Raw genomic sequence first — 14,781 nt, forward strand, 5'->3', positions numbered from 1 at the left:
CGGGTTACGGTACGTCTGTTTTGCCGGATTAATCCGGTCAGCCACTTAATTCAGCACAAATTTCTCAATTGCGTATGCCACGCCGTCTTCCAGGTTAGATTTGGTGACAAAATTGGCCACCTCTTTCACCGACGGAATGGCGTTGTCCATCGCCACACCCATGCCTGCATATTCGATCATCGCGATGTCGTTTTCCTGATCGCCAATCGCCATGATTTCTTCCGGTTTGATCCCCAGCGCATCGGCCAGCGACTTCACGCCAGTGCCTTTATTGACGCGTTTATCCAGGATTTCGAGGAAGTACGGCGCACTTTTTAACACGGTATATTTCTCTTTGACTTCCGCCGGAATACGCGCAATGGCCTGATCAAGGATGACGGGTTCATCAATCATCATCACTTTCAGGAACTGCGTTGCCGGGTCCATTTTCTCCGCTTCACAGAACACCAGCGGAATGGTGGCGACATAGGATTCATGTACGGTGTAGTAGCTGATATCACGGTTTGCGGTGTACAGCGTGTTGCGATCCAGCGCGTGGAAGTGTGAGCCGACTTCACGGGACAACTTCTCCAGAAAGCGGTAATCGTCATAGCTCAGCGCCGTTTGCGCAACGGTACTGCCATCGCCCGCTTTCTGCACCAGCGCGCCATTGTAGGTGATGCAGTAGTCGCCGGGTTGTTCCATGTGAAGCTCTTTCAGATAGCTATGGACACCCGCATACGGACGGCCAGTGGTCAGCACCACGTTAACACCACGGGCGCGCGCGGCGGCAATCGCCGTTTTTACCGCAGGTGAAATGGTGTGATCGGGCAGCAAAAGGGTGCCATCCATATCGATAGCAATGAGTTTGATAGCCATGAGTTCCCCGGATTAAATGAGTCCGTCCTCATGCTAACGCGATTCCGCTCAAAAAACAGCAACGAAAAGGGGGATAGAAAGGGGAACCGGGATTCCCCTTTTGCAGATTGGTTGTAGGCCGGATAAGGCCTAAGCCGCCATCCGGCAGCTTAGGCTGATGAACTGCCTGATGGCGCTTCGCTTATCAGGCCTACAAGCTGATTAGATATCGATGTTTGCCGCTTTCAGGGCGTTCTCTTCGATAAAGGCGCGACGTGGTTCAACGGCATCGCCCATCAGCGTAGTGAACAACTGGTCGGCGGCAATCGCATCTTTCACGGTGACGCGCAGCATACGACGGCTTTCCGGGTCCATCGTGGTTTCCCACAGCTGATCCGGGTTCATCTCGCCCAGACCTTTATAGCGCTGAATCGCAAGTCCTCGACGGGACTCTTTCACCAGCCACTCCAGCGCCTGCTCGAAGCTCGCAACCGGCTGACGGCGCTCGCCGCGTTCAATGAACGCATCGTCTTCGATCAGACCGCGCAGCGTCTCGCCGAGCGTGCAGATGCGACGGTATTCGCCGCCGGTGACAAACTCGTGATCCAGCGGATAGTCGGTATCCACGCCGTGAGTACGCACGCGAACAATCGGTTCGAACTGCTGCAGTTCGGCGTTCTCGCGAACGTCGAACTTCCACTGGCTACCGTGCTGCTCTTTCTCGTTCAGTTCCGTAACCAGCGCGTTCACCCAACGGGTAATCGTCTGCTCGTTGCTAAGATCGGCTTCCGTCAGCGTCGGCTGATAAATGAGCTCTTTCAGCAGCGCTTTCGGGAAGCGGCGCTCCATACGACCAATCATTTTTTGCGTGGCATTATACTCTGAGACCAGTCGTTCCAGCGGTTCACCAGCTAACGCCGGAGCGCTGGCGTTAGTGTGCAGGGTCGCGCCATCCAGAGCGATAGCGATCTGATACTGATCCATCGCTTCATCGTCTTTAATGTACTGTTCCTGCTTGCCTTTCTTCACCTTGTACAGCGGCGGCTGCGCAATGTAGACGTGGCCGCGCTCAACGATTTCCGGCATCTGACGGTAGAAGAAGGTCAACAGCAGCGTACGGATGTGCGAGCCGTCGACGTCCGCATCGGTCATGATGATGATGCTGTGATAGCGCAGTTTATCCGGGTTGTACTCATCACGACCAATGCCGCAGCCCAGCGCGGTGATCAGCGTCGCCACTTCCTGGGAAGAGAGCATTTTGTCAAAGCGTGCTTTCTCCACGTTGAGGATTTTACCCTTCAGCGGCAGAATCGCCTGGTTCTTGCGGTTACGACCCTGTTTAGCAGAGCCGCCCGCGGAGTCCCCTTCCACAAGGTACAGTTCGGACAGTGCCGGGTCGCGTTCCTGACAATCCGCCAGCTTACCCGGCAGACCCGCCAGATCCAGCGCGCCTTTACGACGCGTCATTTCACGGGCGCGACGCGCGGCTTCACGGGCACGGGCGGCGTCGATAATTTTGCCGACCACGATTTTGGCGTCGGACGGGTTTTCCAGCAGGTATTCGCTCAGCAGCTCATTCATCTGCTGCTCCACCGCCGATTTCACCTCGGAGGAAACCAGTTTATCTTTGGTCTGGGAGGAGAATTTCGGGTCCGGCACCTTCACGGAAACCACGGCAATCAGGCCTTCACGCGCATCGTCGCCGGTGGCGCTGACTTTGGCTTTCTTGCTGTAGCCTTCTTTATCCATATAGGCGTTCAGGGTACGGGTCATCGCCGCACGGAAGCCCGCCAGGTGCGTACCGCCGTCACGCTGGGGAATGTTGTTGGTAAAGCAGTAGATGTTTTCCTGGAAACCGTCGTTCCACTGCAGTGCCACTTCCACGCCGATGCCGTCTTTTTCGGTGGAAAAGTAGAAGATATTCGGGTGGATCGGCGTTTTGTTTTTGTTGAGATACTCAACAAACGCCTTGATGCCGCCTTCATAGTGGAAATGATCTTCTTTACCATCGCGCTTATCACGCAGGCGAATAGAGACGCCGGAGTTCAGGAAGGAGAGCTCACGCAGACGTTTCGCCAGAATTTCGTATTCAAATTCAATGACGTTGGTGAAGGTTTCATAGCTTGGCCAGAAACGCACCATGGTACCGGTTTTTTCCGTTTCACCGGTTACCGCCAGCGGCGCCTGCGGTACGCCATGCTCATAGATCTGACGGTGGATTTTGTTATCACGCTGGATAACCAGCTCCAGCTTCTGGGACAGGGCGTTAACCACCGAAACACCCACGCCGTGCAGACCGCCGGAGACTTTATAGGAGTTATCGTCGAATTTACCGCCCGCGTGCAGCACGGTCATGATCACTTCCGCAGCAGAAACCCCCTCTTCCGGGTGAATACCCGTCGGAATACCGCGACCGTCATCCTGTACGGAGACGGAATTATCGCTGTGAATAGTGACCACGATGTCTTTACAGTAACCCGCGAGCGCTTCGTCGATAGCGTTATCCACAACCTCGAATACCATGTGGTGCAGGCCAGTGCCGTCATCCGTGTCGCCGATATACATACCCGGGCGCTTACGCACCGCATCCAGCCCTTTCAGGACTTTGATACTGGAGGAGTCATAAGAATTCGACATCAACGTTTCTCGCTCATTTCATCTTAGGTTAATCCGCTATTTTACCCTTTTCCACGGTAAACATCTTCGAATTTTCATCGGACATGTCCATAACGTGCTCAGCGCTAATGGCGCTGACGAAAACCTGCGACTGCGTGGCTTTTAAACGGCTGGCCAGCAGCCCGCGCCGCGCGTCATCAAGTTCCGAGGCAAAATCATCTATCAGGTACAGGCAACGCCGCCCGCTCTCGCGAGTCAGAAACTCGCCTTGCGCCAGTCGTAAAGCGCACATCAGCAGTTTAAGCTGCCCACGCGATAAAGTATCTTCCACCGGCGCACCGTCAGCACGAATGCGGAAATCCGCTTTGTGCGGGCCATGGGCGGTGTAGGTTAACATACGATCACGCTCGAAATTCTTCTCCAGCACCTCGGCATAATCCGTTTCTTTCTCCCAGCCGCGCTGGAAAGAAAAGGTGAGAGCGAACTCCGGTAAAAACTGCCGACAGGTGTCCGCCATGTCGTCGACGATAGCGGCGCTGTATTCGGCGCGCCAGCGGCTGATTTGTTCCGCCAGCGGGATCAGTTCCAGATCCCAGGGCCGCAGTTGGGCATAGCGGCTGACCTGACGCAGCGCGGCGTTGCGCTGCTTTACCAGCCGCTTCAGGTTGCTCCAGGCGGTGAAGAACCCGGCTTCATTGTGAAAGCATCCCCAGTCAAGGAACGCTCTTCTGTATTTGGGGCCACCGTTGAGTAAAGTAAAGCCCTCAGGCGTGATGAGCTGCATCGGCATCAGGTGCGCCAGCTCCGCCACTTTATGGCCGTCGGTGCCGTCGATACGAACCTTGCTGTCACCCTGCTTATCTTTGGTCAGGCCGATAGAGACTTCACGCTCCTCGCCCTGCAAACGACCGTGGAGAACAAAGGACGGCTGCTCGTGACGGATCACCCGACCAATCTGCAAACTGCGAAACGCCCGACCGTGGCCGAGCGTATAGATAGCTTCCAGCACGCTGGTTTTACCGCTGCCGTTGGCGCCAACCAGAAAATTAAAGCCGGGAGATAAGGCGAGATCCGCATTTTCGATATTACGGAAATCTTTGATTAGCAGTCGGGATAGCGACATAGTCAGCTCGTCATCATTCAAGGGGCGTGGGTGTCGCAGCCAGTTCGTCTATCGCCAGCGCGCAGAAAGCGGAGCGTACACGAAGTACGTGAGCATTTCGAGCACTGCCGGAAGGCGAAATGGCAAGTAAACCAGCCCCTTTGCAGATTCTACAATCTCATAGGCATGACGACGTAAGCTGCGGATTGCGATGCCGCATCCTCAATCTGCACGCTTGATACCGAGTCCGTCAGCAGAATACGCACATTCTCGCACTTCAGTGCGTTCAGCACGTCCAGCACGTAGCTGACGTTAAAGCCGATCTCCATCTCAGCGCCGGCATAGGTGACGTCCAGAATCTCTTCTGCTTCTTCCTGTTCCGGGTTGTTGGCGGTGATTTTCAGCTGATTTTCACTGACGTACAGGCGCACACCGCGAAATTTCTCGTTGGAGAGAATCGCCGCGCGGGCAAAAGCCTGTTTGAGAATATCGCAGCCCGCATCAAGGTGTTTGTCCGGATTTTTCGGCAATACGCGACGATAATCCGGGAAACGGCCATCAACCAGCTTCGATGTAAAGATAAAATCGCCGACGTGGGCACGAATATTATTGCTGCCGATTTGTACGCGCAGCGGAGTCTCACCGCCGTCAAGCATACGCATCAGTTCAATCACCCCTTTACGCGGCACGATCACCGAATGATTCGGCAGCGACTCTTCCAGCGGCATCGAACAGACCGCCAGACGGTGGCCATCGGTCGCGACAGTGCGCAGTTCGCTCCCTTCGGTTTCAAACAGCATGCCGTTTAAGTAGTAACGCACGTCCTGATGCGCCATTGAGAACTGGGTTGCTTCGATCAGACGCTTCATTGTCGCCTGCGGCAGGGTGAATTCCACTTCGCTCTGCCAGTCGTCAAGATTCGGGAAGTCTGCTGCAGGCAGCGTGGAAAGCGAGAAACGACTACGCCCGGAGCGCACCAGCATCCGCTCGCCTTCCAGCTGCACCGCGATTTCCGCACCTTCCGGCAAACCGCGGCAAATATCAAAAAATTTACGCGCCGGAACGGTCGTCGCCCCCGCTTCATGCGGTTGAATCAGCGCGACGCGCGCGACCATTTCCATTTCCAGATCGGTACCGGTCAGCGACAGCGCGCCATCGGTAACCTGCAGCAGCAGGTTGCCGAGAATCGGTAGCGTCGGACGACCACCTAACGGACCACTGACCTGTTGCAGTGGTTTTAATAAATGTTCACGTTCTACGGTAAATTTCATAGCGTCACGAGGATAATGTTCTGATTAAATTAGAGAAATCTTCTTTGATATCGTGGCTTTCTTCACGCAGTTGCTCAATCTTACGACAGGCGTGCAGGACGGTGGTATGGTCGCGACCGCCAAACGCATCGCCAATTTCCGGCAAACTGTGGTTGGTCAGCTCTTTTGCCAGCGCCATCGCCATCTGGCGAGGACGCGCCACCGAGCGAGATCGACGCTTGGAAAGCAGATCCGCGATTTTAATTTTGTAATACTCCGCCACCGTCTTCTGAATATTGTCGATGGTGACCAGTTTTTCCTGTAAAGCCAGCAGATCGCGCAGCGCTTCACGCACGAAATCGATGGTAATCGCCCGGCCGGTAAAGTTGGCGTTGGCGATCACGCGGTTCAGCGCCCCTTCAAGCTCACGCACATTAGAGCGTAGTCGCTTAGCAATAAAGAACGCCACCTCGCCGGGCAGGCGAATGTCGTTTTCGTCAGCTTTTTTCATCAGGATTGCCACGCGGGTTTCCAGCTCTGGCGGTTCAATCGCCACCGTCAGCCCCCAGCCGAAGCGTGATTTCAGACGATCCTCAACGCCGTTGATCTCTTTCGGATAACGATCCGACGTCAGAATGATCTGCTGATTACCTTCCAGCAGGGCATTAAAGGTGTGGAAAAACTCCTCCTGCGAACGCTCTTTATTCGCAAAGAATTGAATATCATCGATCAACAGGGCATCAACGGAACGGTAGTAGCGTTTAAACTCTTCAATCGCGTTATTTTGCAGGGCTTTTACCATGTCCTGCACAAAGCGCTCAGAGTGCATATAGACCACTTTCGCGTTGGGTTTGCGCGCCACGATGCCATTACCCACCGCGTGCAACAGGTGGGTTTTCCCCAGACCGGTGCCGCCATAAAGGAACAGTGGGTTGTATGCCCCGCCTGGGTTATCGGCAACCTGGCGTGCCGCCGCGCGCGCCAGCTGGTTAGATTTACCTTCGACGAAGTTATCAAACGTATGCTTTACATTAACATTGGAGCGATAGGTCGGCTCTGCCGGCGCCGGGACGTTATCCCAGCCAGACCGCACGATAGTTGGCTCAACGCGCGTCGTCTGGATCTGCGCGGCAGGCGCGGCTGCCGCAACGCTCACCGTGCCTCTCTGCGGTTGAACAGCAGGCTTAGCGCCGACTTCAAAACGCAGCTGCGGGGCATCCGCACCACAAAAATCATTGAGGAGCCCATTGATATTATTGAGGTATTTATCCCTTACCCAATCGAGCACAAAACGGTTTGGCGCATACAGTGCCAGCGTGTTATCGCTCAATTCCGCCTGCAAAGGGCGTATCCACATACTGAATTCTGTGGCTGGTAACTCATCCTGCAATCGGGCAAGACACTGCTGCCAAAGCGAAAGTGACACGGCGGACTCCACTCGAACAAAAATCGATATACAAAGAGAAACTGAAACAATCATGATTGTTGGCACACGTCGACAAGACCCTGCATAGCCGAAAAGCCCCTGCACAAAAGGGGTGACGTGCGAACCGCTATTTGCGGTTGTTACCCGATGCGGATCCCTGGATCCCGATCGGGACCGGGGATCATAGCCTAAACTGAGAAAGAGATCTTGTGTTTCTCAACAGATTCTTCCCGATTTATCCACAGGAAGGATCGAAGCCCGGTAAGTGTAATCGATCCTGGCTGGAGTAGAGTACGATTTCAGCCGCATATTGGAAAAATTAATGACCTGCGCGCGTTTTGGACTTAATCGATCTAACGAAGATCCTTTGCGATCCTTGCGCTTTACTCATCACGCCGTATAATCCCCCACCCGGCGCGTAATACCGTTTTCCGCAACGCGTCATCGCTTATTTTTTGTGCGGCAAGGTGCGAGAAATAAGGAAAGAGAATTGACTCCGGAGTGTACAATTATTACAATCCGGCCTCTTTAATCACCCACGCTGAGGCGTAGGCCGTGCAAAGTTTGTTCGGGTTTACGTGAAAGTCAGTGAAATTATTCAAGTTTAGGTAGAAATCGCCATGAAACGCACTTTTCAACCGTCTGTACTGAAGCGCAACCGTTCTCACGGCTTCCGTGCTCGTATGGCTACTAAAAATGGTCGTCAGGTTCTGGCACGTCGTCGTGCTAAAGGCCGTGCTCGTCTGACCGTTTCCAAGTAATAAAGCTAACCCTGAGTGGTTAAGCTCGCATTTCCCAGGGAGTTACGTTTGTTAACTCCCAATCATTTCACTTTCGTCTTCCAGCAGCCATTACGGGCTGGCACGCCGCAAATCACCATCCTCGGCCGCCAAAATTCGCTGGGGCATCCCCGCATCGGTCTTACGGTCGCCAAGAAAAACGTTAAGCGCGCGCATGAACGCAACCGGATTAAACGTCTGACGCGTGAAAGCTTCCGTTTACGTCAACACGAACTCCCGCCGATGGATTTCGTGGTGGTGGCAAAGAAAGGGGTTGCCGACCTCGATAACCGTGCTCTCTCGGAAGCGTTGGAAAAATTATGGCGCCGCCACTGTCGCCTGGCTCGCGGGTCCTGATAGGCCTGATTCGGGTCTATCAACGCCTGATTAGTCCGCTACTCGGGCCGCACTGTCGTTTCACGCCAACCTGTTCTCAATACGGAATTGAGGCATTGCGCAGGTTTGGATTGATAAAAGGCAGTTGGTTGACGGTGAAACGCGTATTAAAATGCCACCCTTTACACCCTGGTGGTGACGATCCCGTCCCGCCTGGACCATTTGATACCAGAGAACACTAACGATGGATTCGCAACGCAATCTTCTTATCATCGCTTTGTTGTTCGTGTCTTTCATGATCTGGCAAGCCTGGGAGCAGGATAACAATCCTCAGCCTCAGCAGCAGACCACGCAGACAACGACCACAGCAGCGGGTAGCGCCGCCGACCAGGGCGTACCGGCCAGTGGCCAGGGGAAACTGATTACGGTTAAAACCGATGTGCTTGATTTGACCATTAACACCCGCGGTGGAGATGTTGAGCAAGCGCTGCTTCTGGATTATCCAAAAGAGCTGAAATCGACTGAACCGTTCCAGTTACTGGAAACCACGCCGCAGTTTACCTATCAGGCACAGAGCGGTTTAACCGGCCGTGATGGCCCGGACAACCCGGCTAACGGACCACGTCCGCTGTATAACGTCGATAAAGATGCGTTTGTGCTGGCTAACGGCCAGAACGAAATCGTCATTCCACTGACGTACACAGATAAATCAGGCAACGTTTTCACTAAAACCTTCACCCTGAAGCGCGGTGACTATGCGGTGAACGTTGGCTACAGCGTACATAACGCCAGCGAAAAACCGCTGGAAGTGTCGACTTTCGGTCAACTAAAACAAACCGCCAATCTGCCGACCCATCGCGACACTCAGACCGGTGGCCTGACGACAATGCACACTTTCCGTGGTGCGGCGTATTCAACCTCCGAGTCGAAATACGAAAAATACAAATTTGATACCATTCTCGATAACGAAAACCTGAACGTCAGCACCAAAAACGGTTGGGTTGCCATGCTGCAGCAGTACTTTACTACCGCATGGGTTCCGCAGAATAACGGTACCAACAGCTTCTACACCTCCAACCTCGGTAACGGTCTTGTGGCTATCGGCTATAAATCGCAGCCGGTCCTGGTGCAGCCAGGCCAGACCGATAAGCTGGATAGCGTACTGTGGGTTGGCCCGGCCATTCAGGATAAAATGGCCGCCGTTGCGCCGCATCTTGATCTGACCGTTGACTACGGCTGGCTGTGGTTCATCTCTCAGCCGCTGTTCAAACTGCTGAAATGGATTCATAGCTTCCTCGGCAACTGGGGCTTCTCCATCATCGTTATCACCTTCATCGTTCGTGGCATCATGTACCCGCTGACTAAAGCGCAGTACACCTCCATGGCGAAGATGCGTATGCTACAGCCGAAGATTCAGGCAATGCGCGAGCGTCTGGGCGACGACAAACAGCGTCAAAGCCAGGAAATGATGGCGCTGTATAAAGCGGAGAAGGTTAACCCGCTGGGCGGCTGCTTCCCGCTGATTATCCAGATGCCTATCTTCCTTGCGCTGTACTACATGCTGAGCGCCTCGGTTGAACTGCGTCATGCGCCGTTTATCCTGTGGATCCACGACCTGTCTGCACAGGACCCGTACTACATCCTGCCGATCATCATGGGCGCGACGATGTTCTTCATTCAGAAGATGTCCCCGACCACCGTGACCGATCCGATGCAGCAGAAGATCATGACCTTTATGCCGGTCATCTTCACGGTGTTCTTCCTGTGGTTCCCGTCTGGTCTGGTGGTTTACTATATCGTCAGCAACCTGGTCACCATTATTCAGCAGCAGCTGATTTACCGTGGTCTGGAAAAACGCGGCCTGCATAGCCGTGAGAAGAAAAAAACCTGATACTCTTTGTTCTTCAGGTAGCAGATGCGCAGGCTTCGTAGCCAGCGCGTCTGCGGTTCAAAACGATTAGCCGTTTTGTCCTGCAACGTGAATTATTTTGAGAGTCTACGGTAAATTAAATGCCAGAGAAGGCGGTCAACAGACCGCCTTTTTTACATTTACATAGAGAGTCATTATGAGCCATAACGACACTATCGTCGCCCAGGCCACCCCTCCGGGACGCGGTGGAGTGGGCATTCTGCGCATCTCAGGCCTGAAAGCGCACGACGTCGCGCAGGCGGTGCTGGGCAAATTGCCAAAGCCGCGCTATGCCGACTACCTGCCATTTAAAGACGGCGACGGCAGCGTGCTGGATCAGGGGATTGCGCTGTGGTTCCCCGGCCCTAACTCCTTTACCGGCGAAGATGTGCTGGAACTACAGGGACACGGCGGCCCCGTAATCCTCGATCTGCTGCTGAAACGCATTCTGACGCTACCGGGCGTACGTATCGCCAGACCCGGCGAATTTTCCGAGCGCGCGTTTCTCAACGACAAGCTTGACCTGGCGCAGGCGGAAGCCATTGCCGACCTGATTGACGCCAGCTCCGAACAGGCGGCACGATCCGCCCTGAACTCGTTGCAAGGGGCGTTCTCCACCCGCGTTAACCATCTTGTGGAAGCGCTCACTCACCTGCGCATCTATGTGGAAGCGGCCATAGACTTTCCGGACGAAGAGATCGACTTCCTCTCCGACGGCAAAATCGAAGCGCAGCTCAACGAAGTGATCGCCGATCTCGACGCCGTCCGCGCCGAAGCGCGCCAGGGCAGCCTGCTGCGCGAAGGGATGAAGGTGGTGATTGCCGGCCGCCCGAATGCCGGAAAATCGAGCCTGCTGAACGCCCTGGCGGGCCGTGAAGCGGCTATTGTCACCGATATTGCCGGCACTACTCGCGACGTGCTGCGCGAACATATTCATATCGACGGTATGCCGCTGCATATCATTGATACCGCCGGTCTGCGCGACGCGAACGACGAAGTGGAACGCATTGGTATCGAACGCGCCTGGCAGGAAATTGAACAAGCTGACCGCGTGCTGTTTATGGTGGATGGCACTACGACTGAAGCCACCGACCCGGTGAATATCTGGCCGGACTTTATCGCCCGTTTACCAAAGAACTTGCCGATTACCGTCGTGCGTAATAAAGCGGATATTACCGGCGAGACGCTGGGGCTAAGCGAAGTAAATAGCCACTCAGTTGTGCGCCTCTCCGCGCGTACCGGCGAGGGCGTAGACGTACTGCGCAACCATCTTAAACAGAGCATGGGCTTCGAAACCAATATGGAAGGCGGCTTCCTTGCCCGCCGTCGCCATCTTCAGGCGCTGTCCGAGGCCGCAGAGCATCTGCAACAGGGTAAAGCGCAGTTACTGGGGGCATGGGCCGGCGAACTGCTGGCGGAAGAACTGAGGCTATCTCAACAAGCATTAAGCGAAATCACCGGCGAGTTTACTTCCGACGACCTGTTAGGACGGATTTTCTCCAGCTTTTGTATCGGTAAGTAAGTGTAGTTTGTGAGTATTGACTAACCCGCTTTAGCACTCGCTAAAGCGGGTTTTGTCCTCCTCATACAGTCCCATGGCAAATCGCTATCCTCCTGTTTTGATTGTCTCACGCAATAAATTGTAAAATTCACATTATTTCCCTTTCCAGGGGGGAATTTCCGCAGTAAAACCTGGTAATTCTGAGTGATAATGTTATTCACTGTTTTTATCATTGACCATTAATCACGGAGCGACGAATGGCAACGCATTTTGCAAGAGGGATACTTAACACGCGAGAACCGCTATCAACACGCCTGTCTGCGGCTTGTCATCAGTCCGCAAGACACCTGCCTGCATACCGTCAAAATCGCTATTATGCATCGCGATCGTTACTCGCCGAGCTACTCTTTATGTTGTATGGCATCAGCGAACTTCCCGAAATAATTGATGATGAGAATGGAAAACCGGCTTTTCGCGATGAACATCTTCCGCGTTTTTCTCTCTCCTATGCCGGAAATATCGCTGGCGTCGCATTAACCACCGAAGGCGATTGCGGTCTGGATATGGAATTACAGCACGCTGCCCACGGCTTACATTCCTTGCACGACGCAGAGTGCCATGCTTTTGACAGCAACGAGCATTTATGGATTAACAATCAACATGATCCTGACGAAGCCCGCGCTCAGCTCATCGCATTGCGAAAAAGCGTTCTGAAACTCACCTGCGAATCGCCGCTTCATCTGCAGTTGCTTCCAGGGTCCGGCCGTCTGCGAACGGCCGGAACAGAGCCAATCGAAGCCGTCTGCGATGCTGAAACAGTACTGGTATGGTCTATCGCCGCAACACCGGATATTGGCCAACTGAAAGTATGGGAATATAACGGAAAAGAGGGCTGGCGTAGCCTGCCGGATGCGCAAGCGCGTGCAAAAGCGCCGTCCGCCCGACTGATGCGCTTTACCAGCTTACCACCAGAAAAGGCCTTATCTCTCAACTGACCGGTTTTGCCGGCCATCATGATGCAAAGGAGCAATCATGTCTGATACGTTGAATGTTGTTACGTTACTGGGGAGCCTGCGCAAAGGTTCATTTAACGGTATGGTCGCCCGCACGCTGCCGAAAATTGCCCCGGCAGGCATGGAGGTCAGCGCATTACCTTCGATTGGCGATATTCCGCTGTATGACGCTGATGTGCAACAGGAAGAGGGCTTCCCGGCAAGCGTTGAAGCGCTGGCGGAACAAATCCGTAAAGCAGACGGCGTCGTCATCGTCACACCAGAATACAACTACTCGGTGCCTGGTGGACTGAAGAACGCCATCGACTGGCTGTCCCGACTGCCAGAACAGCCGTTAGCCGGGAAACCGGTACTGATCCAGACCAGCTCAATGGGGGCAATCGGCGGTGCACGCTGCCAGTATCATCTGCGTCAGATTCTGGTATTCCTTGATGCGATGGTAATGAACAAACCGGAGTTTATGGGCGGTGTGATTCAGAATAAAGTTGACCCACAAACCGGGGAAGTGGTTGATCAAAGCACGATTGATCATCTTACCGGCCAGCTCACCGCGTTTGGCGATTACATTCAGCGCGTTAAAGCGTAATCCGAAATGCCCGGCGGCGCGCTTACGCGTCTTACCGGGCCTCCGGATATTCGGCGCTTAGTGCGCGTCGATAAACACAATCTTCAGCAAGAACAGCAGTGAAACCACAATCACGCACGGGCTGAGGTCACGCAGGCGGCCTGTAAAAATCTTCATTACGCAGTAAGAAATAAAGCCCAGGGCAATACCTTCGGTGATAGAGAAACTAAACGGCATCATCACGGCGGTAATAAACGCCGGAACCGCTTCCGTCAGATCATCCCACTTCACGCGCGCCAGGCTGGAGGTCATCAGCACGCCAACGTAAATCAGCGCCCCGGCGGCGGCATAGCCCGGCACCATTCCGGCAAGCGGCGACAGGAAAATAACCAGCAGGAACAAAATCCCCACGACGACCGCCGTCAGGCCGGTACGGCCTCCCACGGAAACTCCGGAAGAAGATTCGATATAAGCGGTGACGGAAGAAGTACCGATAAAGGAACCTGCAACCGACGAGACGCTATCGACAAACAGCGCCTGCTTCATGCGCGGGAACTTGCCCTGCGCATCCGCCAGACCGGCTTTATCGGTGACGCCAATCAGGGTACCGGAGGAGTCGAACAGGTTCACCAGCATGAAGGAGAAAATAACGCCCGCCAGGCCAAGATTCAGTGAACCAGCCAGGTCCACATGCCCAATTACTGTTGTGACGCTCGGCGGCGCGGAAATAATACCGGTATAGTGAACATCTCCCAGCATCCAGCCCAGCAGCGTCGTCACCACAATGGACACCAGCACCGCGGCATGAATATTGCGGGAAGCCAGAATCGCGATAATAAAGAATCCAAGAATGCCCAGCAGCACGCTGTGAGAAGTCAGCTTGCCAATGCTTACCAGGGTGTCAGGGTTTGCCACGATCACGCCCGCGTTTTTCAGGCCCATCATGCCGATAAACAGGCCGATACCGCTGGTGATCCCCACGCGCAGGCTGACCGGGATATTCGCAATCATCCAGTAGCGTACGCGGAAAATCGTCAGCAGCAACAAGCCGACCGCACCCCAGAAAATAGCACCCATCCCAACCTGCCACGGCAGGCCCATCGCCTGAACCACCACAAAAGCAAAAAAGGCGTTCAGTCCCATTGCTGGTGCCAGCGCGACCGGCAAGTTAGCAAACAGCCCCATCATGATGCTGCCGAATGCGGCAATCAGGCAGGTGGTAACAAACACGGCGCTGGTATCCATCCCCGCCACGCCGAGAATTTGTGGGTTAACGAAAACGATGTACACCATCGTCAGGAAGGTGGTGACCCCTGCTATCGCTTCCGTGCGTGCCGTCGTACCGTGTTCGCGTAGTTTGAACACTCGCTCCAGCAGTCCCTGGCCAGAAGACTGGCTGGTTTGTTGTTGACTCATTATCGGTTTCCGAACAAAGGAGGGAAAATTC

The 14,781-nt window shown here is 54.3% G+C and carries 13 protein-coding genes; 7 read left to right on the plus strand and 6 right to left on the minus strand.

Annotated elements, in window-relative coordinates; all coding sequences use genetic code 11:
* Positions 1–45: 45 nt before the first annotated feature.
* The 5 genes from yidA to dnaA all read right to left on the minus strand — a co-directional run bounded on the left by yidA (position 46) and on the right by dnaA (position 7,231).
* A complete protein-coding gene (gene yidA / locus FN037_RS22895) occupies positions 46–858 on the minus strand; it encodes a sugar-phosphatase (RefSeq protein WP_012000803.1) in 813 nt (270 codons plus the stop codon).
* Between the two features lie 201 nt (positions 859–1,059).
* A complete protein-coding gene (gyrB, locus tag FN037_RS22900) occupies positions 1,060–3,474 on the minus strand; it encodes a DNA topoisomerase (ATP-hydrolyzing) subunit B (protein ID WP_142503229.1) in 2,415 nt (804 codons plus the stop codon).
* 28 nt (positions 3,475–3,502) lie between these two features.
* A complete protein-coding gene (gene recF, locus FN037_RS22905) occupies positions 3,503–4,576 on the minus strand; it encodes a DNA replication/repair protein RecF (protein ID WP_142503230.1) in 1,074 nt (357 codons plus the stop codon).
* 149 nt (positions 4,577–4,725) lie between these two features.
* Positions 4,726–5,826, minus strand: a complete 1,101-nt coding sequence (dnaN, locus tag FN037_RS22910) for a DNA polymerase III subunit beta (protein WP_138360904.1) — start codon at positions 5,824–5,826, stop codon at positions 4,726–4,728.
* A 4-nt stretch (positions 5,827–5,830) separates the two neighbouring features.
* Positions 5,831–7,231 carry a chromosomal replication initiator protein DnaA gene (gene dnaA / locus FN037_RS22915; RefSeq protein WP_138360903.1) on the minus strand — a complete coding sequence of 467 codons (1,401 nt, stop codon included), beginning with the start codon at positions 7,229–7,231 and terminating at the stop codon, positions 5,831–5,833.
* Between the two features lie 620 nt (positions 7,232–7,851).
* On the opposite strand from dnaA, the gene rpmH reads away from it, so the two are divergent.
* The 7 genes from rpmH (at position 7,852) to FN037_RS22950 (ending at position 13,355) form a co-directional block, all read left to right on the plus strand.
* Positions 7,852–7,992, plus strand: a complete 141-nt coding sequence (rpmH, locus tag FN037_RS22920; protein WP_000831330.1) for a 50S ribosomal protein L34 — start codon at positions 7,852–7,854, stop codon at positions 7,990–7,992.
* Between the two features lie 15 nt (positions 7,993–8,007).
* Entirely contained in the window at positions 8,008–8,367 is a 360-nt protein-coding gene (rnpA, locus tag FN037_RS22925) for a ribonuclease P protein component (RefSeq protein WP_138360902.1), read from the plus strand.
* Positions 8,331–8,588 carry a membrane protein insertion efficiency factor YidD gene (gene yidD / locus FN037_RS22930; protein ID WP_004871831.1) on the plus strand — a complete coding sequence of 86 codons (258 nt, stop codon included), beginning with the start codon at positions 8,331–8,333 and terminating at the stop codon, positions 8,586–8,588. The genes rnpA and yidD overlap by 37 nt, the downstream gene beginning before the upstream one ends.
* Positions 8,589–8,590: 2 nt before the next feature.
* Positions 8,591–10,237, plus strand: coding sequence for a membrane protein insertase YidC (yidC, locus tag FN037_RS22935; protein ID WP_138360901.1), 1,647 nt, complete (start codon positions 8,591–8,593; stop codon positions 10,235–10,237).
* A 175-nt stretch (positions 10,238–10,412) separates the two neighbouring features.
* Positions 10,413–11,777 (plus strand): tRNA uridine-5-carboxymethylaminomethyl(34) synthesis GTPase MnmE, encoded by a 1,365-nt coding sequence (gene mnmE, locus FN037_RS22940; protein ID WP_142503231.1) that lies wholly within the window; start codon positions 10,413–10,415, stop codon positions 11,775–11,777.
* Positions 11,778–12,166: 389 nt separating this feature from the next.
* Positions 12,167–12,751, plus strand: coding sequence for a 4'-phosphopantetheinyl transferase superfamily protein (locus FN037_RS22945; protein WP_374043501.1), 585 nt, complete (start codon positions 12,167–12,169; stop codon positions 12,749–12,751).
* A gap of 37 nt (positions 12,752–12,788) precedes the next feature.
* On the plus strand, positions 12,789–13,355 hold the full coding sequence (locus FN037_RS22950) for an NADPH-dependent FMN reductase (RefSeq protein WP_142503233.1): 567 nt from the start codon (positions 12,789–12,791) through the stop codon (positions 13,353–13,355).
* A 57-nt stretch (positions 13,356–13,412) separates the two neighbouring features.
* Here the strand turns inward: FN037_RS22950 and FN037_RS22955 are convergent, their stop codons facing one another.
* Positions 13,413–14,750: an NCS2 family permease gene (locus tag FN037_RS22955; protein WP_142503234.1), complete on the minus strand. Its 1,338-nt coding sequence runs from the start codon at positions 14,748–14,750 to the stop codon at positions 13,413–13,415.
* Positions 14,751–14,781: the final 31 nt, after the last annotated feature.

This window comes from Klebsiella sp. 2680, from assembly GCF_900198535.1.
GTDB classification, from domain to species: domain Bacteria; phylum Pseudomonadota; class Gammaproteobacteria; order Enterobacterales; family Enterobacteriaceae; genus Klebsiella; species Klebsiella indica.